Origin of the sequence: Dielma fastidiosa (assembly GCF_000313565.1) — a bacterium.
Lineage (GTDB): Bacteria > Bacillota_I > Bacilli_A > Erysipelotrichales > Erysipelotrichaceae > Dielma > Dielma fastidiosa.
In genome coordinates, this window is sequence record NZ_HE578926.1 from 1 (window position 1) to 25,155 (window position 25,155).

The following is a 25,155-nucleotide window of genomic DNA, read 5'->3' on the forward strand; positions in this document are numbered from 1 at the left end:
TTGATTAAGATTCTTTTATCAAAATTATATCCTTCCATTAATAGTGTATGTTTAAGTGATATTATGCTTGTATGAAGAGAGCAGACCAGAAGGAGGAATATGAAAAAATTAATTTTATGTCTCAGCATTCTTTTTATAAATACGCAGCCGATTAAGGCTGCGGAATGGAAAGCCTTAGATGATGATTGGTATTTACTGAATGATAACGGCAGTATAAGCAAAGGAATCGTTAAATTGGACGACCATTATGAATGGTTTGATCAGCAAGGCCGCTGGCAGCGCACCCTGCAGTATCCATTACTGCTGAGCGGCTATAAAACATTGGATCATCTTGCAGCTGATATTCTTGATTCAATTTATGATTCAACCCGCTCTGAGCGGGATCAGTTAATGGCCATTCAGACATGGCTCATGGAACATGCTTTTTATAAACCGCATACGACTGATCAGACACGCTGGGGCGATTATGAAACTGACAATGAAACGATCGGCATTCAGCGCCGGCTTTGGGAAGCTGCGCCAATTCTTCTTGATCATTATGGAATCTGTTTCAATTATGCAGCCTGCTTTTACTGGCTAACCCGCTCACTTGGCTATGACAGTATGATTATCACCGGAACTTGGCGCGGCCAGCCGCACTCATGGAATGCAATTTATCTAAATCAGTGGCTGTTCTTTGATGTTACGATGGCCGATACATTTAATGACTCAAATACTTATTTTATGATGAATACTCTGCCTGACGATTATCAAGCGGATGACTTTGCACACTCCCTGCGGCTGCATGAATGGCAAAGCTATACCGATCTTGAAAAAGAAACGACAGTAATCCGCAATAAAGAAGAATTGATTGACATGCTTGAAAGACAAAGTAATATTGATATCATTGATGTCTTTTATGCCGGTGAACCTTTTTGTATGGACATGTCCGCAATGTTGGTTAACGCGGAAAATATCAGTTATCTTTCAGCTGTTCCCAAAGCCTCAGATGCAGCGATAATGCTTAAAGGTCAGAGGATTCAGCTGCGGCTTACCTATAAAAATCAGTTGTTAGATCAATGGCTGATGAAAAACCAACAGACATTTTGTCTCACAAACTAAAAAACAAAGCCTCTGCTTTGTTTTTACTCTTAAACCCCTATTTCATTCATTCTGTTGACAGCTGTATGAATTTGTTGCTGATATAACTGCCAGTATTCCTCAACGATCTGCGCACCCCAGCGATCAATGAGATGCTGTTTCATCGCATCACTATTCATTTCGGCATTATACAACTCAACGTAAAGCTCATGGAAATAATGGACACCCCAATATTCCAGCTCACTGATTCCCTTGCCCATGTTTACCTTACTCCTTTTATTGATAATTTTACAATTCTTGGCAGGTTAACGCAAGCATATATGAGCAGAACATTTAATATGCCTATATTAATATGAGCATTACTTGTAGTTAAAACTGATTGAATTGCTTAATCAATATAATTATACATAAAGGGTCGGGTGATTGCATGAAGGAAATTTTTGGAAAAAGACTCAGGGAACTTAGAAAAAGCAAAGGCATCACTCAATCAGAGTTAGCCCTAATATTGAATGTTACCTATTACGCTGTCTGTAACTATGAAAGAGGTAAAAATATGCCCTCAGATGATATTAAAATCATGCTGGCTAAATTCTTTAATGTCAGTATCGATTATATGATGGGTCTTACTGAAGATATGTATATTCATGATAAAAACTCTATTGTTCTTTTACCCAAATCTGTAAGCGCTAACGCGAGAAAAGATATCGAAGCCTCGATTCACAAAATTGTTATGCAGGAACAAAATGGGTCATATAAATAACAAATTGGGAATAATTTCATTAATTCCACAATAAGTATAACACATTTTATATAAATAATACAAGTTCACATAAAGTAAAAAGGGAAATGCTAAGCGTTTCCCTTTATCTTATTATCGATGGCTTCCGCAGCCTTTTTACCGGCCCCCATAGCCAGAATAACCGTTGCCGCGCCAGTGACCGCATCACCGCCGGCATAAACATTTTCACGGGTTGTCATGCTGTCTTCATCAACGATCAAACATCCCCTTTTATTTGCCTCAAGATGCTCAGTTGTGCTTCTCAGCAATGGATTCGGACTTGTGCCGATAGCCATAATCATACAATCCGCTTCAATGATGAAATTGCTGTCCTTGATTTCTACCGGACGCCGTCTTCCTGAGCTGTCCGCATCACCTAATTCCATTCGGATGCATTCTACGCCGCTCACATTGCCGTATTCATCGCTGTGCACGCGGACAGGATTACACAGCAGTTGGAACTCAATGCCTTCCTCCTGCGCATGTTCAACCTCTTCACGGCGTGCCGGGAGCTCATCCATTGAACGCCGATAGACGATGGTTACGTTTTCTACCCCTAATCGTTTTGCACAGCGGGCTGCATCCATAGCCACATTGCCGCCGCCGACTACCACACATCTTCGCGCGTGCTGAATCGGTGTCTCACTGTCAGGCTGATAAGCCTTCATCAGATTGACCCGGGTTAAAAATTCATTGGCAGAATAAACTCCCTTTAAATTTTCACCGGGAATATTCATAAAGTTAGGCAAACCGGCACCAGAACCAATAAATATAGCCTCATAGCCAGCTTCAAATAATTCATCAATCGTTAATATCTTACCGATGACCATATTTGTTTCAATTTTAACACCTACTTGTTTTAAGCCTTCTATTTCATAATTCACGATTGACTTAGGCAGACGGAACTCAGGAATACCATAAACCAGCACTCCGCCGGCAACATGCAGCGCTTCATAAACGGTAACCTCATATCCCTTTTTCGCAAGATCACCGGCACAGGTAAGTCCTGCCGGACCGCCGCCGATAACAGCAACCTTATGATGATTGGAAACCGTACACTGATTATATTCATTCAGATTCTCTCTGGCCCAGTCAGCCACAAAACGTTCCAGCCGGCCAATGCCCACAGCTTCTCCTTTAACACCGCGCACACAGTGTTTTTCACACTGACTCTCCTGCGGGCAGACACGGCCGCACACCGCCGGCAGCGAACTGGTTTCCCGAATGATTTTATAAGCGGCTTCAAAATTTCCCTGCTTGACCTCATTAATGAACGCTGGGATATTTACGGCAACCGGACAGCCGCTGATACAAGGTGAATGCTTGCAATTCAGACAGCGCTCAGCTTCCTCCATCGCCATTTCCTTCGTATAGCCAAGCGCGACCTCATCAAAATTATTCCGGCGCACCTCTCCATCCTGCAGCGGCATCGCCACCTTCTTTAAACTCATATTAGGCATCCTGACTTACCCCCTTATTCAACAGATTACAAGCTTCATCATACATATGGCGTTCCTGCTGCTGATACATTTTGCTGCGGGCAATCGCTTCATCAAAGTCAACCAGCGCACCGTCAAAATCCGGTCCGTCAACACAGGCAAATTTCACTTCATTGCCAACGGTTAAACGGCAGCCGCCGCACATTCCTGTACCGTCAATCATGATGGGATTCATTGAAACAACCGTCTTAACATTATATTCCTTAGTCAGCTGGCAGACAAATTTCATCATTACCAATGGGCCAATCGCAATGACTTCATCAAACTGTTCCCCCTGATCAAGCAGCTGCCGCAAGACATCGGTAACTAAGCCCTGCTGACCGGTACTGCCATCATCACTGACAAGATAAAACTGACTGACAGCATTGAATTCATCTTCAAGAATGACTAGATCACGATTTCTGAAACCAGCCACAGCAATTACCTCACTCCCCTGTTCATGCAGTGCCTTAGCAACCGGATAAGCAATCGCGCAGCCTACACCGCCGCCGATCACACAAACCTTTTTTAAGCCTTCTATCTCACTGGCCCGTCCCAAAGGCCCTACAAAATCATGCAGCTCATCTCCCGCTTCAAGCATATTCAATTTATAGGTTGCTGCACCGACAATTTGGAAAATGATTGTTATACTGCCCCTGCTTTGATCAATATCCGCAATTGTCAGCGGAATCCGTTCTGAATGATCATCACTTCTAAGAATAATAAATTGTCCCGCTTTCGCTTTTTTCGCAATCAACGGCGCTTCAATCACCATTTTCACTACGGTTGGATTCAACGCCTTTTTTTCTAAAATTTTAAACATCCCTTCAGCTCCTTTACAAGTTAACATTATAGCATTCTTTCGATTTAATGCACAGCTCCCATTGAAAATAAATCACAAAAAATGTAAAATATATCATTTTTGAAATTTTTTACAAAAAAAGGTAATCTTTATTGATTACCGTTAAGTGATGCCTTGACCATCGGCGCTTCAAATAATTTACTGCAGCGTTTATAATCCGGCATATATTTTTCAATAATATAATAAAACTGTTTAGAATGATTAGGCTGAATAAAATGAGCAAATTCATGGATTACTACATACCGCAGAAATTCTCTTTGGTAGTAGATACAGCGAACATTTAAGGTAATCTGCCGTTTGGAGGGCATACAGCTTCCCCAGCGGCTGTTCATCTCTCTGATTTTTAATCTTGGCACCGGCAATACATAATCACGGCTCATTAATTCATAAACCGCTTCTACCTCAGCCATAAAGATTTTTTCACATTGGCGGATTAAAAAACTGCGGATCAGTGAAGGTGCTTCTTTTGCCTCATGAAGATAAACAATACATTCATGATGCTCAAGCTTAACCCCCTTGCGCTGACCTAAAACCAGCCGAATCGGATAAGCCGCCCCCAGATAATTCAATACCTGATCATCAGCGTGATAGAATACGTCAGCCTTATCACGGGCTGCCTGCTGGCATTTTAAGATCCAATCTACCTTATCCGCCACAAAGGCGTCAATTTTATTTAAAGGACAATAAGCATTGGCAGAAACTAAAATCTCTCCCTTTTCACTTACGTGCATATTAATATTCTTCACGTTTTTAATAATTAATGTGTATTGTATAATATGGCTGCCTACCGCCACTTTTCGTATTTCACTTGTCAAACGAATCACCGCTAACATTATTTCATTTTTACGATCAAAATGCAAATCTATGATAAAATAGAACCGGTGAAATTATGAAACAGAAAACAAATCCATTTCCATACAGTGATGACAATAAACGCTATCATACATGGAATTATTATTTAAAGCATCGCTTTCATAAAAAGGTATTTAAGGTAGCCTTAAATGCCGATTTTTCCTGTCCTAACCGCGATGGCAAATGCGGTGTCGGCGGCTGTACCTTCTGCAGCTCGCTGGGCAGCGGTGATATGGCCGGCAATGCAAAGGAAGATTGTATGCAGCAATTTGAAAAAGGCATTGAAATAATGCGCAGAAAATGGCCTAATGGTGAAGCGATGGCATATTTTCAGGCATATACAAATACTTATGCCCCATTAAGTGTACTGAAACAAACCTTTGAACCATTTGTACAGCGTGAGGATATCAAAGCTATTGCCATTGCGACGAGAGCTGATTGTCTTGAGGATGATGTCATTGATTATCTGCAAAGCTGTACCGCGCATAAAGAAATCTGGATTGAGCTTGGCCTGCAGACGATTCACAATGAAACTGCGATGGCAGTTAACCGCGGTCATACTTATGAATGCTTTTTGGATACGATTCAGCGGCTTGCCAGAACTGATTTAAAAATCTGTGTGCATCTGATGAATTCCCTGCCTCATGAAACAAGTGAAATGATGATTGAAAGTGCTAAAGCAATCGGTCAGCTGCCGATTCATGCGGTAAAAATTCATATGCTGCATCTGCTGAAAAATACCCGTATGGGTAACGATTATCTAAAACAGCCCTTTGCCATGATGAGCCGTGAAGAATATATTCATACGGTCGTTGAACAATTGATGGTGCTGCCAAAGGAAATCGTTATTCAGCGTTTAACTGGTGATGGCGTTCTGAGTGATTTAATAGCGCCGATGTGGACCGTCCGTAAGGTTACAATTCTCAATGATATTGATAAGGAAATGGCCCGCCGCAATGTCTGGCAGGGCTGTGCGTTAGAAAGCGAAATCACTCGCTGAATTTTCTCATTACACAGAATAAGGCAGATCCCCTGCAGGGTCCTGCCTTTTATTTTTTATCCTGTTCATGAAGTCTGAGAATCTTCTCAGCAATAAATTCATCGGTAATCAAGCAATGAATATAATTCCCCTTTAAGGCTGCATAAGTTGCATGTGCCTTATCGACACCGCCGGATACGGCAATTACATTTTTAGCTTTTTTTAGATCATCAAGGCTGACACCAATTAAATTATTTTCCACATCATCAAAGATCTTATTACCATTCTGATCCAAAAAATGCCCGCAGATAAAACCTACCGCTCCTTTTTGAATCAAGCGCTGCTTGCGTGCCTGATCGAGATAACCCGCCCAGCTGTTGACATTATCACCGGAATGAAAGTCAGCGATCCCTGTCACTAAATAATCGACACTGCGCGCCTCCTGCAAAGCCTTGGCAATGATGACCTCACGGACTAATGACTGCTTGACAATGTTGTTTTCCACAAACAGCGGCGCATAAATCTGTGAGTACGTTCCCCGATATTTCTCCGCCAGCTTGCGTACTAAAAACGGTGAGTCCATTTGGGCATTGTAACCGTCGGCCGCCGCCCCGGTCAGCTGAACAACATGAATATCCCGGCTGCTTTTCGGCTTGATCTGCGATACCATCTGATAAAGTGTTCTGCCCCATGCAAGGCCAATCGTATCGCCGTCCTTCAGCTTTTCATCCAGATATTCACCGGCAATCTTGCCTAAACGGCTCAGCCGCGTATTCGCATTATTATTTTCCGGATAATTTTTGATTACGACAGCATCCTTTAGACCAAATACTTCACACAATGTCCGCTCTAAGGTTACCACACGTTCTAATGGAAAACGGATAATGATTTCCACAATTCCCTGTTCCCTTGCTTTTTTCAATAAGCGGCTGACTTTTGCCCGCGAGAAAAACATCTTCTCAGCAATAACATTCTGCGGAATATCATGTTCATAATACATACTGGCAACTTCCGCAATAACTGCCAGTTCATCTGACTCTTTTTCTTTCATGCTTCCATCTCCAAAGAAAGGCAAGCTTTCGCTTACCCTTATTATAATTTATTTTTGTATAAAGTCACAGCTGTTTTTACTTTTTGGATCGATACAGGAACCCTTATTAACAATCCAGCCCGCCTGCAGCGCAATCGGCCCTTTCAACAGCGGATCATGGAAATCCTGCTGCCATTTTAATAGCTTGGCATCCATTTCCTCAAGCAGCGATTGATAAGCTTCATCATCCGCAAGATTATGCTGTTCATAAGGATCCTTGCGAAGATCGTATAACTGAACCATATCCTTTTTTGAATCCTCAAGCTGTTTCAGATATGCCTCTTTGCTGATGGAGTTATCAATATTGGACAGATTCAGCTGCCGCCATTCCTCATCATAATAACGGATCAGCTTGGCCGTCTTCGTTCTGATGCAGCGGATTGGCTCATAAGAAGTATGAAAGTTAACCTCTGCGAAAACCGCTTCGCGGACTGCCTGATTGGGATGATCAAACAGAGCGGAAAAATCAACACCGTCAACTTCATGTTCCAAATCAAGCTTAAGCAATGAACATAATGTCGGATAAAGATCAACCTGGGATACTAATTCATCACAGACAATACCCTGTTTTTTACCTGGTACACGCATCATTAAGGCAACCCCGATACCGGCATCATACAGCGTACATTTAGCCATTGGGTAGGGAATGCCATGATCGGTGGTAAACAACAGAATCGTATTCTCATACAGGTGGTTTTCTTTCAGCGCCTGTATTAGCTGGCCAAAGCATGTATCAAAATGCTTCAGAGAAGCGGCATGGCCTTGAAGATCCCTGCGGACTGCCTCACAGTCTTGAAGATAGGGCGGTATTTTACCGGTAAAGCTGTCATCGGTATCTGGATATTCGCGGTGTGTCGCAAAGAAACCCATTGAGAGAAAGAATGGCTTTTTAGCTTCCTCGCTGCTCAGCCATTTTGTACAGTTACGCACATTGGCTCGATCCCACTCGACCAGCTGCTTTTCTGACAACCCCTGATTATCGGCTGATAAATCACGCTGATAACCGATAATCGCAGCTCCCTGTTCATGCTCCACATAACGGCCGGCTTCATGCTGAACACCGCAAAGCAGTGTCTGATAGCCATTGCTGTTAAACAGATGCACAAGATGCTCACGATAATCATTTAATTTAAAACCGCGGTTGGCTAGCCCAAGCATGCCATTGTTGTGCGGATACCGGCCGCTGACTAATGCTGAGCGGCTTGGCGAACATGTCGGCGATGTACAATAGGCATTGGTAAACACACAGGCATCAGCCGCAAATTGTTCAAGATTTGGGGTAAAAACCTCAGCGCCATAAGGCGAAAAGAAACGGCCGCTGTCATGGGTGTGAATATAAACTACATTTGTCATAGCTGCCCTTATTCAATAATGCCTGATTCAAGGATTTTCTGTTCCATTTCAGCCTTTGACATAATATTTTTTAAACCAATAACCTTCGCCTTTGTATTCTTAAAATTGCGCACCAATGCTTCTGAAACAATAATCAAGTCATACTCATTTGCACTTGAGCTTGCTTCATCGATACTTGTATGATGCAAAGAAACCTGTACATTTAATTTTTTAAATACTTCCTGAGCACGCATTTTCATCATTTGACTGCTGCCCATACCACATCCGCATGCTACTACTACTTTCAACATTTTCTTAGTCCTCACTTTCTGCCAGATCAAAATATCTCTCTTTGTTATGACGATATTGCAGCTGTGGAATTACCAGCATGCCAACGATACATAACAAGACGCCTGGAATTGATAAATACTTAATAATAAAACCCATAGCCGGCCATAAAGTCGCCCAGTCAAAGTTACCGACATAACCGCCGAAGCCAGACATACCAAATAAGGTGATTGCCAGCGCACTACCTAATACTTGAATTAAACCGCTGCCGATACACATAACGATCAATGCCTTAAAGCCGCCCTTTTTATTCGCATATAAGCCAATTGTCGCATTGTCATAGAATAAAGGAACAAAGCCGGGAATAATCATCAATGGTGACTTAGTAATCAATAAACCCGCGATAGCGATGATTTGTCCGATAGCACCAAACAGAAAGCCTAAAGTAACCGCATTGCTTGAACCAAACGCATAGGTAGCCGCACAGTCAACCGCCGGCAGACAGCCCTTAAGAATTGAATTAGAAATACCGTTGAATGATTCAACCATCTCTGAAACGAACATTCTGACACCTGTTTTTAAGATTACCAGATTTACCGCGAAAGACGCGCACTTTTCAAGGATATAGACAGGGAATGCAAGTCCGGCAGGGAAATTGCCAGCATCGAGTTCCATCAGAATTGACGGACCGATTACAATCAGCACGATGCCAAAGAATACAAGCATTAGGATTGTTGTTGATACTACATAATCATCAAACAGCTGCAAAGCACCATTTAATTTAATATTATCAACACCCTTTTCAGGATCACCGATTTTACCAGAGAAACGATCTGCGAACCAAACGCCCAGCATCTGCTGATGACCAATCGCAAAGCCTGCCCCTTCCGTTAAATCCTGTGTAGCTTCAACAGTAAGATTTGAGAAGACTGACCAATAAGTACCAATCAGTAAACCGGTAACGATGATGCCTGTCATATTGCGGAAACCAGGAATCAAAAAGTAAATGATCCATGTAGCTACGGCCGCTTGTTTAACCATGATATGACCGGTCGTAAACAATGTTCTTACCTTTGTATATTTTCTAAATAAAATCAAAACAATATTCCAGATAAAGGCAATCAGTAATGTAATCATCGCAAAGGAAGTCGTTACCCCAATTGACTCCAAAGCTGAATTCGCGGCTACAAAGCCAAAGTTAGGATCGATAACTACGGCATTCAACGCGAAACGCTGCTGAATACCATTTAAGATCGGTGTTACTGAAGCGACAAGCTGTTTAGCCCCAACCTGCAGAATCATATAACCAACCATTGCTTTAATAAAACCAGCAAGCACTTCATACCATTTACGCTTTAATAAAATATACCCCACCAAAACGATCAATCCAATAAAAATAGCTGGTCTGGAAAGAACGTTATTAAATAAAAAGACCCAAGCTGAATTAACTATACCCATAAACGCATCCATATTTTTCACTCCTTTAATTAATGTAAACGCTTAACGCATTTTCAGTATAGCAAAATATGAAATTTATGCAATAGATAGCTAATATTATGAAATTAATTTCACTATGAATGTTTTCCAATTTTAAAATTATTGAAAATATGTTCATATACAGCGAATTCAGCGATGCCAATTAATACCAGACAAATGTGCTTATAATAAAACAGGACAAAATAGTTGGCGGCTGATACAATAGGATAAAAGGAGAGATATCATGGAATGGATCAATATCGTACAGAATACTTTAAATTACATTGAGGATCATCTGCTTGAAGATATCAATGCCGATAAGATTGCCAGTCAATTCTTTATTTCAAGCATTTATTTTCAAAAGATATTCAGCATTATTACCGGCTTTACAATTAATGATTACATTAAAAACCGGCGGCTTTCACTAGCTGGTGAAGAATTGGCAGGCAACAAGATTAAAATTATAGATGCCGCGCTTAAATATGGTTATGAATCACCGGAGAGTTTTACCAAGGCATTTACGCGTTTTCATGGCTTTACCCCTTCATCACTGCGCAAAGGGATCTGTCAGCTGAATTACTTTTTACCGTTAAATATTAAGATTGATGTCAGCGGCGGTTTTATCATGTCGAGAAAGCTGATTCCTAATGTGGAAAAGCTGTATCAGGTAAAATCAGAGAATTATATGTTTCCCAGCTGTATGCGTTCAGTAATGGCTGCCTTTAATGAAGATCAGGCTTATGATTTTTCCTTCTTTGCAGGGGTCAGCGGCGACTTCTTTACACAGCTGTGGCTGGAGCCTAAATGGCGTTATAATGATTCTTATTCAAATGTCTGCAAAGCGAGTCAAAAACCGATTAAAGCTGCCTTTGATGCCTGTGGTTTTGAATATACATATGTTGATAATACACAGATAAAGGAAAATGAAGCGGAAATGCTTCAAAAAATTATCGCGTCAATTGATAAGGGACTGCCAGTTCTTGCCTTTGGCATCGTCGGACCGCCGAATTGTTCAATTATCTGCGGCTATGCGCAAGATGGCAAACAGCTGATCGGCTGGTCACAATTTACCGGTGAAACTAATGAAGATGAATTAATTGATCAGGTCTGCGCGGAAAATTATTTCCAGGTAGGGAATGATTTAACACATATTGAAGCTTTAATTTTCTTTGGTAAACAGAAACCGCGGGTATCAATTGCGGAAAATATCAAGCAGTCTATTTTAAATATCCCGGCATTAGCGGCTTTACCGTCCACTGATGAGCTGCGGATGGGCAAGGATGCCTTTGATGCCTGGGCGGATTCATTGTTATGCGATGAATATTTCCAGGATGAAACGATGCTGGAAGGGCCTTTGGATACTTATCAAAGCTGTGTGGTTCAAACTGGCACTAACTTATTCTACCTTGATGATTATCTGAAAAACGCGTTAACGCTCTGTCCGGAAATTGAAGCACAGCTGAAAACCCTTATTGATCTGTTTGCGCAAGAAAAAGCGGCATTTGATCAGCTGATTGAATATCAGGGCGGTTATTTCTTTGAAAAGGATCGTAAGGCACTCTTAGATAAAAACTTCCGAGATGGTTTAGCAAAGCATGTCAAAGCGGTTGGCAGCTGTTATGAGAAAGCAATACAGTCTATAAAATAAAAGAGCCGGCAATCAGCCAACTCATCAGACAGCCCATGGCTGTCTTTTAATATTTACTTGTTTATTTCCTTAAGTGTCTCTGAGTGATCATTAAGATTAAGAAAAAGCAGTCTTTTGATAATTAAATTCTTCTTTATCATTTATTATCCTGTGTAATTACTGCTTTGCCTCCAGATCCAGCAGTCCTAATGCCAGCCGTTCATCAACGATCAAAGTATTGACATAGCCGCCCTTGACGGCACCGTATACACCCTTGGCCTTATTGACGCCGCCGGCCACTGCTACGACATTTTTTATTTGCTTAAGATCCTCAAGCTTGATTCCAATTACTTGCTGATCCAAGGTTTCATCAACCAGATGACCATGCTGATTAATAAAGTGAGCCAGCAAGACGCCTACCGCTCCCTTGTCGCTGAGCTGACGATAGCCGGCATCATCAAGGTGATGCTCCCATGCCTTGATTTTTCTTGATGAAAAATGCCCGATGCTGGTTACGACAATATCCACCTGCCGCGCTTCCTCCAACACCTTGCGGATAATCGGCTCACGGACTAATGAATCACGCACCAATTCATTTTCCACTACCAGCGGTGAATAGAACTGTGAAAAACTGCCGCCGTATTTATCAACAATCTTACGCACTAATTCAGGTGCGTCATAGGCACTGTTATTATCACTTTCTGTCGTTCCCATCAGCTGGATCACCCGCAGATTCTTATGATGATTGGCATTCATGGCTTCTACGATATGATAAATCGTCTGTCCCCATGTAATGCCCATTGAAGTATTATCCTTGATCACACCATCCAAATACTGAGCTGCCGCGTTCCCCAGACGTTTCAGCAGCATTTCATAGGTTGTGGAATAATCTTTGATGACGATAACCTCATTCAGTTCAAAGATGTCTTTCAATTTCATCTCAAGATTCATAATCCGCTCCAGCGGATAGTTAATCGTTATCTCAACCACCTTGCTTTCAATGGCCTTGCTTAACAGACGGCTTACCTTAGATCTTGAAAAATAGAGCTTATCGGCAATCTCCTGCTGTGAAAAATTCTGTTCGAAGTATAGACTGGCAACCTCTGCCATGATGCCCAATTCTTCATCATTAATTTTCATATTACCCCCTCCTTTCATTTATTATAACATTTTGAAGCAAAAACACTTATAAATCATAAGATCCATAAGTGTTTTTTATTTAATGATTAATCAGTCAATCCCAACCGGTAGAATTGCTCCTCTGGCGCGTCATTTTCACGCATCTTCGCAATCATTGCCGCAATCAGACGTTTCTCAGCCTCCGCGTCGCGGATTGGCTTAAGCTGTTCAGGATCATCCTTCAAATCAAACAGCAGATTGCCGAATTGTGAGACCTTATAATTCTCTTTCGCTTTAATTTTCAAAACGGAACAGCCCTTTGTAAAGGTAAACGGTTCTCTTAACTCAACATCCTGAAGTTCCTTAACCTTAAACCGCTCTGTCATATGCTGAGGAACTAAAGTATAGTTATATACCTCATTCTCTCTGCCCTTCACGGCGGCGCGCATATAGGAATACTGACCATCCGTGATATTCACATGACCGGAGAATACACCATAAATTGCCGTATCCCGTACTTTTTCATCCTTTTCAATCACCTTGCTTAAATCATAGCCCTGCATATCCTTTGGTACCTCAAGGCCATGGAAATTCAAGATTGTCGGTGCCCAGTCAATCAGCTGTACAAGACTCTGACGATGTTCACCCTGCTTCTTGCAGCGCGGGTCCCAGATAAATAATGGATTGTTTGCGACCTCATTGTAATAAGGCATTTGATTCTTGCCCCACCAGCCATGTTCGCCCAGCAGGAAGCCATGATCGGTGCCGACTATCAGCATCGTATCCTCCCACATGTTGTAGCGGTCCATCATATCCAATACCCGGCCGAGATTTTTATCACACATTGACACTAAGGCCTTGTATTGACGGCGGCAGTGATTGACTTCAGCTTCACTTTGATCAACCTGACCGCGCGGCCAATCAAAATGCTTGCCGTCATAGTCCTCCGGATAGAGATCCAGATATTCCTGCGGAACATAAAAGGGTTCATGAGGATCAAAGGTTTCAATATCTAAAAGCCAATTGTCCTGATCCTGATTCTTTTCGATAAATTCACAGCCGCGGTCAAACACCTGCGTCTGCGGAAAATCCTTTTCTTCAATGATATACTTGCGGTTTATCCAGTCATAGCGCCAAAGTCCGCTGACCCCCTCGCCAGTCTGTTTCTTTGGTACAAAAACAACCTCTGGAATCTGCGGATCTTTTATCTCCGCTTTCCAATGATCTCCCTCCTGACCGCGCACAACTTCCCAAGATGAATAACGAGCGTGGAAGTTGCAGCCGCCATCTTCCCAATAATGCAGATGATCGCTGATCAGATGGGTATAGACACCATGCTTCTTTAAGATTTCCGGCATTGAATCATCAAAAGGCTCCAGGGGTCCCCATTCACGATGAAGGAAATTATGCCGGCCGGTATGCAGCTCACGGCGAGCTGGAATACATGGCATACTGCCTACATAAGAGTTGTCAAAGGTAATGGCTTTTTGTGCCAATCGTTCAAAATTAGGCGCAATCGTATCACAATCTGGATTGTAGGGCGGTAAAAAGCGCTTATTCAGACTGTCATAAAAAACGATGATCGTTCTCATCGAACCACCTAGTTCTTACGTGCTTCAGGATAAAATTCATCAACGATCTTACCGATTGAAGCGGCGATCCCCTTACCATCCATGATATTAACAACCTCGATTACATGGGCATCTGCCGGGAAAGAAGCACCTTCAGCCAATTTTTTGGAGATAGCGATAATATCTGTCCAGTCACTCTGTGAACCCATTTCACCTACGGCGGTATGCTTTACCTCAGCATTGATGCCGTCAGCGGCTAAAGCCTTTTTAACGATTGATTCTGAAATAGCGCTGCTGCCAACACCATAACCGCATACAAATAATACATTTACCTTATCTTTCATCTTTTTTTCCTCCATGATTTATTTAATTAATGAATTAAATTGCCGATAAAACGTAAGCCCTCAGTCACTGCCGGCCAGAATGTTGAGAAGTCAAACATACCAGACCAACCAGTTCCTTCTGGATAATACATCAGATTGATTGCCCAAACACTGCCGAAAGTCTGAATAAAGCCTAATAAAATTGAACATACGATAATTGATTTAATACCGCCGTATTTATTCGCAACAACACCGATTGGGCCACCTGAGAAGAACAGCGGTACGAAACCAGGCAGTACCATGATTGAAGAATTCATAGCTAATAAGACTAACATTGCTAATACAGTACCAACCGTTGTGAAAATGAAACCTAAAGTAGCCGCGTTTGGTGAGAAAGGCAGCAAGGCAGCAACGTCGATAGCAGGCACTGCATCTGGTACGATTTTTTCTTGAATACCTTTAAATGCACCGGTCAACTCACCGCACATCATACGCACACCAGTCAGCAGGATAACCATGTTCATTGAGAAATTGATACCCGTTAAAATAATATAAACAAACCAGTGTGTATTGCCAGCTAATTCCTGAATTCCGCTGATTCCCAGCGGCGCCATAAAGGCACCTACGAAAACTGTCATAATGATAGCTACTGAAGTAACATTATTATTGAAAATATTCAGCCAGCCCGGCAGCTTCATGTTTTCCGCGTCCTGTTCCGGATTGCCGAAGAAATGCGCGATTTTTCCGAAGAACCAAATACCAATCTGCTGATTATGACCGATGGTGAAACCGGCGCCGCCTGTCACATCATCGACCGTCTTATACGCCAAGGTCGTAGAGAATGCCCAATAAACACCAACTAATACACCGGCAATGATCACAGAAGCGGTTGTGCCAAGTCCTAAAGTTGCTAGAACGAGCCATAAAATAGCTTGTGAATGCGCAATACCGGCATTACCTGTAAGGAAGATACCCTTTGCTTTTGTGAAACGGCCAAAATAAACAAGCACCAGATTCACTGCGAAAGCAATCAGGAACACATAACCGACAAGACCAAACAGACTGCCCAAGGCTTCCTGAGTTGTGGCCTTCATAGCATAAGAATCCATGATATAACCCTGAATACCAAATGAATTACTTACTGCCGTAGTAATCGGTTTAAAAATACTGGTAAACTGGCCGCCGCCAAAGATTACCATCTGAATACCAACCATAGCACTTAAGGTACCGGTGATTACTTTGGTAATACTTTCTTTATTCATGATATAGCCGATACAGATCAGCAATCCGATCAGGATAACCGGCTGTGTCAAAAAGTCATTAACGATAAAGCTAATAAATCCGTTCATATTTCCTCCTTATTCGTCCTCTAATTCAACGTTTGCGAATATGTTATAAATCTCATCAATTTCATTGCTGCCTACGACCTTTTCCGCAAGCTCAGGGTCGCCAAGTACGGCTGCCAAAGCCTGCAGCATTTTCATATGTGCAGCATTATCAACACATGAAATCGGCAGAATCAATACCGCCCGGCTGTCTTGAGACTCATCAAAATATACGGGGGTTTTCAATTTTAATATGGCAAAACCATTTTTCAGAGCACCGCTTTCTGAGCGTGCGTGCGGCATGGCAATATTTGGAGCTATAACAATATAGGCACCCAGCGTATTGACTGTTTCAATCATCGCGTCAATATACCGTTCTTCTATATACCCCTTGTTCAGCATCGGCTGTGCCGCCAGCTTAATTGCGGCCTGCCAGTCCGTAACGCTATCGGCGATTTGAATACAATCTTTGCTAAGTAATTCTTCCTTCATAATTTCACTCCTTGGTGTAAGCGCTTTACACTTATAAAATAATAAATGGCAGAACATTTGTCAACGCTCTGCCATTTACTTGCACGAATGTGCATTTCTAAAGTTTTAAAAATTCATATAAATTAATAACCGTTCATAAAAGTTACTTCTTACTATGTTTTGCAATGATCTCATAAGCCTGCTTGCTGACCGAGAATAAATCATTCGTTGTTGTCTCTACCCCATACATCATAACGATCCCCTTCTGGGTTGTCAGCTTCTTTACTTCACTGTATTTAAAATATTTATTGCAATAGAAAAAGCCATGTTCATCATAATAGAAGTCTTTAACTGTGATAGCACCAAAGATTTCACCGATACTTAACAGAATCAGCAATGCACAGACCGCGGTCGTTACCGGATCAGCAATATAACGATATAAGGCAAATCCCGCTAAGCCGGCAGTAATCAGAAACAGAATGACATTGCCGGTGCTTAAACGCAGCAGCTGAAGCTTTTGGCCGCCCTTGATTGCTTCCTGAATGGCCGTGCGGGTCATCAAAAACTGTTTAACACGTTTATAGGCAAGGAATACACCCAATGCGACACAAAGTATAACTATAACCATAAAAATCCACTCCTTTTGAAATTACTCTCATTGATACTGATATTATAGCAGACTTATGATGAACATTTGTGCATTTTGAATCTTTTCAATGAGAATTTAACATTTTGAACTTGAATTTTGTAAGTGCTTTCGATAAAATGGAAGCATAAAGGCTGATGAAGACATACTTCTGTATTGCGATACTCAGAATATGTTGCCTTTAACTTCTGTTAAACATGAAGTGTTTAAATCCCTTTCACTTCGAAAACAGAAAAATCGCATATAAAAACGGCGCTTGCTCCGCCGTTTTTATTTTACTCTTGATGATTATTTATTATTCAAGAACAACACTTAGATCAATGTAATGCTTATCACGAATAACCTTGAAAGTCATTGTATCACCCGGCACATGACTTTGCAGCTTAGCCTTTAATTCCGCTGAAGAAGAGATTTGTTCCTCATCGGCAGCAATAATCAAATCACCTTTCATGAAGCCCGCGCGTTCAGCATTAGAGCCCTCACTTACTTCCGCAACTAATAAGCCAAGAGTATTCACACCATAGCTCATCGCTGTCTGTACATTGCTGATTTCCACATAACTGATACCCAATGTCAGACGGCCTTCAACCTTACCGTTTGAGATCAGCTGCTCCGCAACTTCCTTGGCAATATTAACCGGAATTGCAAAGCCGATACCTTCGACATCACTGCCGCTTGATTTAGCATTGACAATACCGATCAGTTCACCATTTGTATTAAATAAACCACCGCCAGAATTACCCGGATTAATAGCCGCCGTAGTCTGCAGCAGCGTCATAGTCTGACCGCTGATTGTAATTGAACGATCAAGCGCGCTGATAATACCCTCGGTCACTGAACCGCCTAACTCACCTAATGGATTGCCAACCGCGACAACACTTTGACCAACTACCAGATTGCTTGAATCACCAAAGACGGCTGGTTTTAAATTAGACGCGTTGATTTTAATTACCGCGACATCGGTCTGCGAATCACTGCCAATCACTTCCGCATCATATTCTGTACCATCACTTAAACGTACCGTAATCGAAGTAGCACCCTCAATTACATGATTATTCGTTATAATTGTACCGTCTGATGAAATGATTACTCCCGAACCGGCACCGCTGGCTACATATTGCTGCAGGAAGGTACTAGTCTTAACCGTTGATGTAACGATCTCAACCACACTTTCCTTTACTGTTGCCGCGACATCAGGAATCGACATATTCGTTGCCTCACTGCCATCCGCCTTCGTTTGTATCACTGACTGATACAAAACTGATTTACTGCTGTCATTGCTTGGACTCGTCAAGCTGACTGCCAGATAACCGCCGGCAAAGCCTAATCCGGTGGATAATAAACAGCCTGCCAGACACAATGCGATAATTTTTTTATTCGAACGGAAGAAGTGCTTCTTCTCAGGCTGTTCAACCTGTCTTTCATTAACCTCTGCTTCCAGTATTTCAGGATTTCTTTCTTCATTACTCATAAACTCAACCTCCTTGTTTATGCTTCTAGTATAGGAAGCATTCGTGACATTTATATGAAATCAATGTGAAGATTAGGTGAACAATTATGGAAAATTTCGTCAAATCTTACGCAAGATTATCTAGGCTGTCACCAATGCTCTTTACCGCCTTATTATATCCCCTTTTTTGATTCAGCGTAAACTTAAATGAACAACTGTATTTAACTAATAAACCGAATGGGTTTGCGAAAAAATCTTGAAGTATAGCGCCAGTCAAGGTACAATAAATGAGTATTCTTTTCATATAATAGGAAAGTCTGGAGGAAATTATGAATCTTACTCTTGAAATATTAAAAGCGATTTTGCTTGGCATTGTACAGGGTATCACTGAATGGCTGCCAATCAGCAGTACCGGCCATATGATTCTGGTTGATGAATTTATCAAAATGCAGTTTCCTGCTGAGTTTGTCGATCTGTTTCTCGTTGTCGTTCAGTTTGGCTCGATTCTTGCCGTAGTATTACTGTATTTCCATAAGCTGAATCCCTTCTCCCGAAGAAAATCAGCAACCGAAAAAGCCAATACCTTTGAATTATGGTCTAAGGTTCTGGTAGCATGTGTGCCAGCCGGTATTATCGGTGTTTTATTTAATGATACGATCAAAGAGCTGTTTTTTAATTCAACGGTGGTGGCAATCACTTTAATTGTCTACGGTATCGGCTTTATTCTGATTGAGAACCAAAAGAAAGTATCTGTTACCAACACATTAAATGCAATTACTTACAAAGAAGCACTGCTGATCGGCGTCTTTCAGGTATTAGCATTGATTCCCGGCACTTCACGCTCCGGGGCGACAATCTTAGGCGGCATCATGCTTGGTTTATCACGAACCGTTGCCAGTGAATTTACCTTCTTTGTCGCGATTCCGGTGATGTTTGGTGCTTCATTGCTTGATATTGTTAAGTACAGCGGTTCTTTCACCTTTGCACAGGTATTGGTTCTTTTGGTAGGTATGGTCACAGCCTTTTTAGTATCCGTCGTTGCAATCCGCGCATTGATGAAATATATCCGCAAACATGATTTCAAGATTTTTGGTTATTACCGCATCGCTTTGGGGGTGCTTGTCCTTTTGTACTTTGCCTTTATTCGTTAGGAGTGAAATTTTATGGATTCATCGATTATTCTGATATTATTAGCCCTATTTATTATCTTCGGGCTGATTAAAAAAATCTTTAAGCTAGTCCTCTTCGGACTTTGTCTTTTTGCCCTATATCTTCTGTATATGTATGCAGTAGATCAGGGAATGCTGACAGCAGTATTTACTATATTTAATTTCTAGCAGCTCTGGCTGCTTTTTTTATATCAGTCCAATTGCTTCTAATAAAGCACCCTTTTATGGGTGCTTAATAAGCATAATATTTACAGTTTTTACATTTTTCTCTAAAATCATCTTTATTAAACTCAGCTTCAAGACAAGTTTCTATCAACTGCTTGTCTACGACATCTCTGCATACAATACAATTTATAATGTTAATCATCCGTTCAACAATAGGACAAAAAATCTGTTCATTATCTTCCATTTCTCTTCAATACCTCCCTTTATTATCATATATCTTAATCAAATTCATTAGTGCGAAACACGAATTTTTTATTAACATCAGCAAATTCGACACCACCTGCATGAATACTAACGAGAATCAAATCCGATTATCTAATTTACAATATTAAAGTTTCAATTTTTCACTGTCTGCTTGCATATTTTATTTAACTCATGAAGGAGTTCTGGAAGATCTTCATGTACGGTATCATACACTACAGTTAAATCAACATCACCATATTCATGAACAATTCGGTTTCTCATACCTTTAACTGCACGCCATGGTATCGAAGTTTGATTTTTGAAATTGTCTGTCAAGCGATCTGCGTTTTCCGAAATTTGAATCAACCTAAACATCACTGAATCAGTAAGGAGTTCATTATCTTCGAGTTCAGATTGCGTCAGTCCTTCTGTATGTTCTATAATAAATTCTAAATCAGTGACTATTTTCTTAATGTAATATTGATTATCTTTCTTATTATCCATATATTTTTATTCCATCTTTCAATATTTCATTCATTAATTCTGGATTGTCATTCAACTGTTCACGCTTTAAGACGTCAACCTTCTTTTTCAAACCTTCGCGTAATGCTTCAACCAAATCATAATATTTCATTCCTGTAATAGAAGTGGAAATCAAAAGATCCACATCGCTCTTTTCATTGGCGGTTTCTTTAGCATAAGAACCAAATAAATAGCAATATTCAATATCAAAATTTCTGAAAATATCAGTACATATCTCTTTTATTTGATTAAGCGTCAAAATGCCATGTGTTTCATCAACGAAACCATATTGTTCTAACTTCTGCATCATAAAAGCATATTTAATTGATGTCACCTTGGCTTCATCTGTTTCGTAGTTTTGATAGGTACGCAAAGGAATGCCAAGGTATTGAGCACATTCACACTGAGTTAGTTGTTTTTGTTTGCGAAGTTGCCTTAACGTCACATCCATCACCTCTATAGATAGTATATCATTAAAAGGGATAACACGCAATAATTGCGTATTGAATAAAATAAAAAGTGCAAAAATTGCGTGTTTAATAAAAGTAAAATGCGCAATTTTTGCGTTTATTAAAATCATATTAACACACCTGCCACAAATGGAACATTAGCTGTAAGTCTTTTTGAGCTATCAAAAATTCAATTCCTTATTTAGCTTCCATAACTTTTTAGTCCTCATAGCAATAAACTGTACGATAGATATTTAACCAGCATCTCTTTGATGTTATCTCGCAAAATCAAGCGTAATAGATAGATGGAAAAGGCAAAAAATAGCTGCCCGTAAAGAAAGAGCCACGGCTATATGTCCAATAGCCAAGGCTCTTTTATTTTTCTAATCAGTATAAAGTTTGTTTAATTGCATTCTAACCTCGTCCAGCCAATTATAAAACGCATTTTTAACTGTTGATAAAATCAAGAATCATATCCATGCGATCCAAAGTATCCTGATAACCTAGGTCAAACCAAGCCCCCAGCAATTCCTTATCCTGAGTATAACGGGTAACTCCCATATCTCTTGATGGCCGAAGCGTTATCGCCTTGCCTTCTTTTTCAAGCTGTTTTACCTTCTCCCACTGTTCATTATAATGAACATGGCGCAGCTCAAGATCCTTGCGTACATGCTTATACTTGCCATAAAACAGCGATGCCAGCATCAGCTGATACTTAGCCGCCGGTTTACGGACATAATTCTCTTCTTTGGTTGAAATGAAGACATGCTTGCTGCAGCCCTGACGAATGGATTGCTCGATGGGAATCATATCGACCAAACCGCCGTCCATATAAGTGCCATGATTAAATGCCACCGGTTTCGTCAGCAACAGCAAAGCACAGGCTGCTTTAATCAAAATATCATCCTGTTCATGATAAGATTTATCAAAGTATTCAACCTCACCAGTATCCAAATTATATAAACCAACATCCATCTGGGCAGCGTTTTTTTGATAAGCCTCATGATCCAAAGGTGTCATTTCCTCAATATAATTGTAGGTAGAATAAATACCAAATACCGCGTGTTCATGAAGGATCGGTGATAAACCGACCGCTTCCTTACGGCTTGCGGAATCAACGCCTGTCACCCGCAGACGATCCCGCTGCTTAGACACATACGGCATCAGACAAACCGCTCCGGCACTAATACCCACCGTATAGGGGAATTCAATATTGTTATCTAAGAAGCACTGCAGAACACCTGCCGTATATGCCGCTTTAGTGCCTCCCCCTTCACAGATTAAACCTATTTTTTCTTTCATTCTTCAATCTCCTTTAAAGCAATGGTGAGAACAGACTTAAAATGGAACGGTAAGCCCTTCTCAAAATATTTGACTTCATATATTTTTCGTAAGTGATTTCTTCACATTTTTCCAATGTTTTTAAGTAATCTGCCTTCAGATCCATGACAGCCCGGCTTTCATACATCCAGACACCACATTCATAATGCAGATAATAACTTCTGAAGTCAAGATTAATCGTACCAATAACTGCTAATTTATCATCAGTGACCATCGTTTTCGCATGGACAAAGCCCGGGGTATATTCATAAATCTTCACACCGTTCTTAAGCAGAGAGCGATAATTGGCCCGCGTTACCTCAAACACAAACTTTTTATCCGGAATATGCGGTACCATGATGCGCACATCAACACCGCATTTAGCCGCCAGCTCCAGCGATGTTTTCATTTCATTATCCAGTACCAAATAAGGCGTCTGAATAAATATATAACGATTTGCGGCATTTACCAGTGAGATATGAATATTTTCACCCACATGCTCATCATCTGTCGGTGAATCAGAGAAAGGCTGTACATACCCATCATCACTCAGATCATCAAAGGCATGAGCATCCGCTTTATACAGCAGATAGTCGTCGCAAACCTTTTCATCATAATTCCAAAACTGCAGAAACATCAAAGTAAAATTCCATACCGCTTCACCACGGATCATAATTGAACAATCTTTCCAATGACCATAAACTGTTTTCGCATTCATATATTCATCAGCCAAATTAATACCGCCGGTTACGCCAACCAAACCATCAATCACCACAATCTTACGGTGATCACGATTGTTCATTTGTATTGCCAGCTTTGCCTGAATCGGATTAAATACCTTACACTTAATGCCTAATGCCTGAATCGTCTTATAATAATCGGGATCTAGCTTAGGGATACAGCCGGCATCATCATACATCAATCTGACATCAACACCCTGCTTCACCTTTTCCACCAAAACATCAAGGATGGTATTCCACATAATCCCTTCTTCAATAATGAAATATTCAAGGAAGATAAATTTCTTTGCTTTTTTCAATTCTTCAACTAACCGTTCAAACTTTACCTCACCGCTTGGCAGAAAGGTTGTCTGCGTTCGTTTATAAACCGGGAAATCAGCATTTTTCCAAAGATAATTAGCCTGCTTATAAGCATTCTCATCCTGATCGCGGATTTCCTGCATGATCTGCTTATCCTGTGAAATGATCCTATGAACATTTAGCTGTGATTCATGATCACGGCGCATTAAAGCCTTCGGCACCTTTTGTCCGCCAAACAGCAGATAAAGCAGTCCGCCGAAAATCGGCACCAGCATAATGACAACGATCCAAGCTAGTTTATAAGAAGGATTTTCATCCTTATTCATGATATAGATGACCATGACAATACTCAGCAGATTTAAAATCTGATTGATAAATCTGGAATAGGCGCTCAGTATTGAAACCACACTCAGCAAAAACAACAGCTGAAGCAGAATCAGGTAAGCCACAAAAGCTGTCTTAGAAGTCAGCACGCTTACCAGCTTCTTCAAATTCATAAGTTCACCTCCCGCCCTTGACTAAATAATAAAGCTTATTTCTTATCCGCAGCGATAAAGCGTTTCAGCATTTCAGTAACCGTATCAATCAAAGCATCATCCAGGACACAATCCTTCCCGGAAGCTGTTTTCATTGTTACCAGATAGCCCTTTTCATTCATTGTACCACTGGTAACCAACAATCCTTTTTTATAATGTGCCATCGAAGAATTCTGACGTTCCTCCTCTTTTAATTCACACATTTCATGCTTCACATCACCCTTACAGCATTTAACTAATTCATTGGCTGACTTGCGGTTACCCTGTGTATAACCGATTGAAAGCTCCTCACCGTCACCAACACAATTCAGCTGAATCACATTGGGATTACGATTCATAAAGGATAATTCATCCTTTAAAATCATATCGCCGAAGAAGACACCCTTATTCGCGTCTGTAAAGACGAAGGCTGTCTTGCGGCGGCCGTCAACCCCAATTGCATCCGCAATTTCAAGAGCTGCCAGAATACCACTCGTATTACGGTTAAAATTCTTCTTATTAGGAAATCCCTTAGTTAATGCAACTAGAATCAGTGCCATCAGCAATAAACTGATCAGACTGATTGCAGCCTGCGCCCCAGCCGTTGGAAAATAAGGCGGCAGCACATACAGCAAGACAACAAACAGCAGATAGAATACAATGATCGGTACAAATGTCTGTACTAAACCGGCATTCTGATTCTTTGTTCCGTTATTGACATAATATGTATTTTTATACCACAGACAGCGCTCTGGTGTATCATAAGGAATCACCAAGATATTTTTTGCCTGTTTCAAATTACCGTACACATAATCATAACGCGGAAAAACACTGAAACGTTTCTTCATCAGCACAGAGCCTTCCATTCCCAATGCCTTAAAATCCTCATCCAAGGCCGCATGGAATTTCTTCTTCTGCCATGAATAAAAACGGCAGCCATAAGTTTGTGTATATTTATCTTTTAAATCCTGCTTCATAATTCATC

At 41.0% G+C, this 25,155-nt stretch carries 26 protein-coding genes; 5 read left to right on the forward strand and 21 right to left on the reverse strand.

Annotated features, from left to right (window positions below; translation table 11 throughout):
- Positions 1–99 precede the first annotated feature (99 nt).
- On the forward strand, positions 100–1,101 hold the full coding sequence (locus DAHG_RS07880) for a transglutaminase-like domain-containing protein (protein ID WP_022937798.1): 1,002 nt from the start codon (positions 100–102) through the stop codon (positions 1,099–1,101).
- A 29-nt stretch (positions 1,102–1,130) separates the two neighbouring features.
- Here DAHG_RS07880 and DAHG_RS07885 read toward each other — a convergent pair whose 3' ends face one another.
- Positions 1,131–1,340: a hypothetical protein gene (locus tag DAHG_RS07885; RefSeq protein ID WP_022937799.1), complete on the reverse strand. Its 210-nt coding sequence runs from the start codon at positions 1,338–1,340 to the stop codon at positions 1,131–1,133.
- Positions 1,341–1,507: 167 nt separating this feature from the next.
- Here DAHG_RS07885 and DAHG_RS20520 point away from each other — a divergent pair, with 167 nt between their 5' ends.
- Positions 1,508–1,840, forward strand: a complete 333-nt coding sequence (locus tag DAHG_RS20520) for a helix-turn-helix domain-containing protein (protein WP_022937800.1) — start codon at positions 1,508–1,510, stop codon at positions 1,838–1,840.
- An 89-nt stretch (positions 1,841–1,929) separates the two neighbouring features.
- On the opposite strand, the gene gltA is transcribed toward DAHG_RS20520, so the two are convergent.
- From gltA to DAHG_RS19095, 3 genes are all read right to left on the reverse strand, one after another.
- Positions 1,930–3,318 (reverse strand): NADPH-dependent glutamate synthase, encoded by a 1,389-nt coding sequence (gene gltA, locus DAHG_RS07895; RefSeq protein ID WP_022937801.1) that lies wholly within the window; start codon positions 3,316–3,318, stop codon positions 1,930–1,932.
- Positions 3,311–4,159, reverse strand: a complete 849-nt coding sequence (locus DAHG_RS07900; protein ID WP_022937802.1) for a sulfide/dihydroorotate dehydrogenase-like FAD/NAD-binding protein — start codon at positions 4,157–4,159, stop codon at positions 3,311–3,313. Before DAHG_RS07900 ends, gltA begins: the two co-directional genes overlap by 8 nt.
- Before the next feature lie 128 nt (positions 4,160–4,287).
- Positions 4,288–5,031: a M48 family metallopeptidase gene (locus DAHG_RS19095; protein ID WP_084744427.1), complete on the reverse strand. Its 744-nt coding sequence runs from the start codon at positions 5,029–5,031 to the stop codon at positions 4,288–4,290.
- Positions 5,032–5,087: 56 nt separating this feature from the next.
- Here DAHG_RS19095 and mnmL point away from each other — a divergent pair, with 56 nt between their 5' ends.
- The gene (gene mnmL / locus DAHG_RS07910) at positions 5,088–6,050 is read left to right on the forward strand and encodes a tRNA modification radical SAM protein MnmL/YtqA (protein WP_022937804.1); all 963 of its coding nucleotides are present in this window, start codon (positions 5,088–5,090) and stop codon (positions 6,048–6,050) included.
- Positions 6,051–6,099: 49 nt separating this feature from the next.
- On the opposite strand, the gene DAHG_RS07915 is transcribed toward mnmL, so the two are convergent.
- Genes DAHG_RS07915 through DAHG_RS07930 form a run of 4 tightly spaced genes read right to left on the reverse strand, consistent with a single transcriptional unit; the run spans position 6,100 to position 10,209 of the window.
- A complete protein-coding gene (locus DAHG_RS07915; protein ID WP_022937805.1) occupies positions 6,100–7,080 on the reverse strand; it encodes a sugar-binding transcriptional regulator in 981 nt (326 codons plus the stop codon).
- A 48-nt stretch (positions 7,081–7,128) separates the two neighbouring features.
- Positions 7,129–8,472, reverse strand: a complete 1,344-nt coding sequence (locus DAHG_RS07920) for a sulfatase family protein (RefSeq protein ID WP_022937806.1) — start codon at positions 8,470–8,472, stop codon at positions 7,129–7,131.
- An 8-nt stretch (positions 8,473–8,480) separates the two neighbouring features.
- The gene (locus DAHG_RS07925) at positions 8,481–8,762 is read right to left on the reverse strand and encodes a PTS sugar transporter subunit IIB (RefSeq protein WP_022937807.1); all 282 of its coding nucleotides are present in this window, start codon (positions 8,760–8,762) and stop codon (positions 8,481–8,483) included.
- Between the two features lie 4 nt (positions 8,763–8,766).
- The gene (locus tag DAHG_RS07930; protein ID WP_022937808.1) at positions 8,767–10,209 is read right to left on the reverse strand and encodes a PTS ascorbate transporter subunit IIC; all 1,443 of its coding nucleotides are present in this window, start codon (positions 10,207–10,209) and stop codon (positions 8,767–8,769) included.
- A 250-nt stretch (positions 10,210–10,459) separates the two neighbouring features.
- Here DAHG_RS07930 and DAHG_RS20525 point away from each other — a divergent pair, with 250 nt between their 5' ends.
- Complete coding sequence (locus DAHG_RS20525) at positions 10,460–11,863, forward strand: helix-turn-helix domain-containing protein (RefSeq protein ID WP_022937809.1); 1,404 nt, start codon at positions 10,460–10,462, stop codon at positions 11,861–11,863.
- A gap of 156 nt (positions 11,864–12,019) precedes the next feature.
- Here the strand turns inward: DAHG_RS20525 and DAHG_RS07940 are convergent, their stop codons facing one another.
- The 7 genes from DAHG_RS07940 to DAHG_RS07970 form a co-directional block, all read right to left on the reverse strand.
- A complete protein-coding gene (locus tag DAHG_RS07940; RefSeq protein ID WP_022937810.1) occupies positions 12,020–12,982 on the reverse strand; it encodes a sugar-binding transcriptional regulator in 963 nt (320 codons plus the stop codon).
- Between the two features lie 86 nt (positions 12,983–13,068).
- The gene (locus DAHG_RS07945; RefSeq protein ID WP_022937811.1) at positions 13,069–14,553 is read right to left on the reverse strand and encodes a sulfatase; all 1,485 of its coding nucleotides are present in this window, start codon (positions 14,551–14,553) and stop codon (positions 13,069–13,071) included.
- Between the two features lie 8 nt (positions 14,554–14,561).
- Positions 14,562–14,876: a PTS sugar transporter subunit IIB gene (locus DAHG_RS07950; RefSeq protein ID WP_022937812.1), complete on the reverse strand. Its 315-nt coding sequence runs from the start codon at positions 14,874–14,876 to the stop codon at positions 14,562–14,564.
- A 26-nt stretch (positions 14,877–14,902) separates the two neighbouring features.
- Positions 14,903–16,204: a PTS sugar transporter subunit IIC gene (locus tag DAHG_RS07955; RefSeq protein WP_022937813.1), complete on the reverse strand. Its 1,302-nt coding sequence runs from the start codon at positions 16,202–16,204 to the stop codon at positions 14,903–14,905.
- 9 nt (positions 16,205–16,213) lie between these two features.
- Entirely contained in the window at positions 16,214–16,672 is a 459-nt protein-coding gene (locus DAHG_RS07960; RefSeq protein WP_022937814.1) for a PTS sugar transporter subunit IIA, read from the reverse strand.
- A gap of 142 nt (positions 16,673–16,814) precedes the next feature.
- Positions 16,815–17,279, reverse strand: coding sequence for a DUF986 family protein (locus DAHG_RS07965; RefSeq protein ID WP_022937815.1), 465 nt, complete (start codon positions 17,277–17,279; stop codon positions 16,815–16,817).
- A 313-nt stretch (positions 17,280–17,592) separates the two neighbouring features.
- On the reverse strand, positions 17,593–18,768 hold the full coding sequence (locus DAHG_RS07970) for a S1C family serine protease (RefSeq protein WP_022937816.1): 1,176 nt from the start codon (positions 18,766–18,768) through the stop codon (positions 17,593–17,595).
- A gap of 308 nt (positions 18,769–19,076) precedes the next feature.
- Here DAHG_RS07970 and DAHG_RS07975 point away from each other — a divergent pair, with 308 nt between their 5' ends.
- On the forward strand, positions 19,077–19,898 hold the full coding sequence (locus DAHG_RS07975) for an undecaprenyl-diphosphate phosphatase (RefSeq protein ID WP_022937817.1): 822 nt from the start codon (positions 19,077–19,079) through the stop codon (positions 19,896–19,898).
- A 250-nt stretch (positions 19,899–20,148) separates the two neighbouring features.
- Here the strand turns inward: DAHG_RS07975 and DAHG_RS21125 are convergent, their stop codons facing one another.
- The 6 genes from DAHG_RS21125 to DAHG_RS08010 form a co-directional block, all read right to left on the reverse strand.
- Positions 20,149–20,325 carry a hypothetical protein gene (locus DAHG_RS21125; RefSeq protein ID WP_022937819.1) on the reverse strand — a complete coding sequence of 59 codons (177 nt, stop codon included), beginning with the start codon at positions 20,323–20,325 and terminating at the stop codon, positions 20,149–20,151.
- Between the two features lie 152 nt (positions 20,326–20,477).
- Positions 20,478–20,828, reverse strand: coding sequence for a HepT-like ribonuclease domain-containing protein (locus DAHG_RS07990; RefSeq protein ID WP_022937820.1), 351 nt, complete (start codon positions 20,826–20,828; stop codon positions 20,478–20,480).
- The gene (locus DAHG_RS07995; RefSeq protein WP_022937821.1) at positions 20,821–21,426 is read right to left on the reverse strand and encodes a nucleotidyltransferase domain-containing protein; all 606 of its coding nucleotides are present in this window, start codon (positions 21,424–21,426) and stop codon (positions 20,821–20,823) included. The genes DAHG_RS07990 and DAHG_RS07995 overlap by 8 nt, the downstream gene beginning before the upstream one ends.
- Before the next feature lie 316 nt (positions 21,427–21,742).
- Positions 21,743–22,597 carry a patatin-like phospholipase family protein gene (locus DAHG_RS08000; protein WP_022937822.1) on the reverse strand — a complete coding sequence of 285 codons (855 nt, stop codon included), beginning with the start codon at positions 22,595–22,597 and terminating at the stop codon, positions 21,743–21,745.
- 13 nt (positions 22,598–22,610) lie between these two features.
- The gene (cls, locus tag DAHG_RS08005; RefSeq protein ID WP_022937823.1) at positions 22,611–24,152 is read right to left on the reverse strand and encodes a cardiolipin synthase; all 1,542 of its coding nucleotides are present in this window, start codon (positions 24,150–24,152) and stop codon (positions 22,611–22,613) included.
- Positions 24,153–24,187: 35 nt separating this feature from the next.
- Positions 24,188–25,147, reverse strand: coding sequence for a hypothetical protein (locus DAHG_RS08010; RefSeq protein ID WP_022937824.1), 960 nt, complete (start codon positions 25,145–25,147; stop codon positions 24,188–24,190).
- Positions 25,148–25,155: the final 8 nt, after the last annotated feature.

What these genes read in the sequence shown, in the direction of transcription:
- DAHG_RS07880 (WP_022937798.1), top strand. Translation starts at nt 100, where the DNA reads ATGAAAAAATTAATTTTATGTCTCAGCATTCTTTTTATAAATACGCAG.
- DAHG_RS07885 (WP_022937799.1), bottom strand. Translation starts at nt 1,340, where the DNA reads ATGGGCAAGGGAATCAGTGAGCTGGAATATTGGGGTGTCCATTATTTC.
- DAHG_RS20520 (WP_022937800.1), top strand. Translation starts at nt 1,508, where the DNA reads ATGAAGGAAATTTTTGGAAAAAGACTCAGGGAACTTAGAAAAAGCAAA.
- gltA (WP_022937801.1), bottom strand. Translation starts at nt 3,318, where the DNA reads ATGCCTAATATGAGTTTAAAGAAGGTGGCGATGCCGCTGCAGGATGGA.
- DAHG_RS07900 (WP_022937802.1), bottom strand. Translation starts at nt 4,159, where the DNA reads ATGTTTAAAATTTTAGAAAAAAAGGCGTTGAATCCAACCGTAGTGAAA.
- DAHG_RS19095 (WP_084744427.1), bottom strand. Translation starts at nt 5,031, where the DNA reads ATGTTAGCGGTGATTCGTTTGACAAGTGAAATACGAAAAGTGGCGGTA.
- mnmL (WP_022937804.1), top strand. Translation starts at nt 5,088, where the DNA reads ATGAAACAGAAAACAAATCCATTTCCATACAGTGATGACAATAAACGC.
- DAHG_RS07915 (WP_022937805.1), bottom strand. Translation starts at nt 7,080, where the DNA reads ATGAAAGAAAAAGAGTCAGATGAACTGGCAGTTATTGCGGAAGTTGCC.
- DAHG_RS07920 (WP_022937806.1), bottom strand. Translation starts at nt 8,472, where the DNA reads ATGACAAATGTAGTTTATATTCACACCCATGACAGCGGCCGTTTCTTT.
- DAHG_RS07925 (WP_022937807.1), bottom strand. Translation starts at nt 8,762, where the DNA reads ATGTTGAAAGTAGTAGTAGCATGCGGATGTGGTATGGGCAGCAGTCAA.
- DAHG_RS07930 (WP_022937808.1), bottom strand. Translation starts at nt 10,209, where the DNA reads ATGGATGCGTTTATGGGTATAGTTAATTCAGCTTGGGTCTTTTTATTT.
- DAHG_RS20525 (WP_022937809.1), top strand. Translation starts at nt 10,460, where the DNA reads ATGGAATGGATCAATATCGTACAGAATACTTTAAATTACATTGAGGAT.
- DAHG_RS07940 (WP_022937810.1), bottom strand. Translation starts at nt 12,982, where the DNA reads ATGAAAATTAATGATGAAGAATTGGGCATCATGGCAGAGGTTGCCAGT.
- DAHG_RS07945 (WP_022937811.1), bottom strand. Translation starts at nt 14,553, where the DNA reads ATGAGAACGATCATCGTTTTTTATGACAGTCTGAATAAGCGCTTTTTA.
- DAHG_RS07950 (WP_022937812.1), bottom strand. Translation starts at nt 14,876, where the DNA reads ATGAAAGATAAGGTAAATGTATTATTTGTATGCGGTTATGGTGTTGGC.
- DAHG_RS07955 (WP_022937813.1), bottom strand. Translation starts at nt 16,204, where the DNA reads ATGAACGGATTTATTAGCTTTATCGTTAATGACTTTTTGACACAGCCG.
- DAHG_RS07960 (WP_022937814.1), bottom strand. Translation starts at nt 16,672, where the DNA reads ATGAAGGAAGAATTACTTAGCAAAGATTGTATTCAAATCGCCGATAGC.
- DAHG_RS07965 (WP_022937815.1), bottom strand. Translation starts at nt 17,279, where the DNA reads ATGGTTATAGTTATACTTTGTGTCGCATTGGGTGTATTCCTTGCCTAT.
- DAHG_RS07970 (WP_022937816.1), bottom strand. Translation starts at nt 18,768, where the DNA reads ATGAGTAATGAAGAAAGAAATCCTGAAATACTGGAAGCAGAGGTTAAT.
- DAHG_RS07975 (WP_022937817.1), top strand. Translation starts at nt 19,077, where the DNA reads ATGAATCTTACTCTTGAAATATTAAAAGCGATTTTGCTTGGCATTGTA.
- DAHG_RS21125 (WP_022937819.1), bottom strand. Translation starts at nt 20,325, where the DNA reads ATGGAAGATAATGAACAGATTTTTTGTCCTATTGTTGAACGGATGATT.
- DAHG_RS07990 (WP_022937820.1), bottom strand. Translation starts at nt 20,828, where the DNA reads ATGGATAATAAGAAAGATAATCAATATTACATTAAGAAAATAGTCACT.
- DAHG_RS07995 (WP_022937821.1), bottom strand. Translation starts at nt 21,426, where the DNA reads ATGATTTTAATAAACGCAAAAATTGCGCATTTTACTTTTATTAAACAC.
- DAHG_RS08000 (WP_022937822.1), bottom strand. Translation starts at nt 22,597, where the DNA reads ATGAAAGAAAAAATAGGTTTAATCTGTGAAGGGGGAGGCACTAAAGCG.
- cls (WP_022937823.1), bottom strand. Translation starts at nt 24,152, where the DNA reads ATGAATTTGAAGAAGCTGGTAAGCGTGCTGACTTCTAAGACAGCTTTT.
- DAHG_RS08010 (WP_022937824.1), bottom strand. Translation starts at nt 25,147, where the DNA reads ATGAAGCAGGATTTAAAAGATAAATATACACAAACTTATGGCTGCCGT.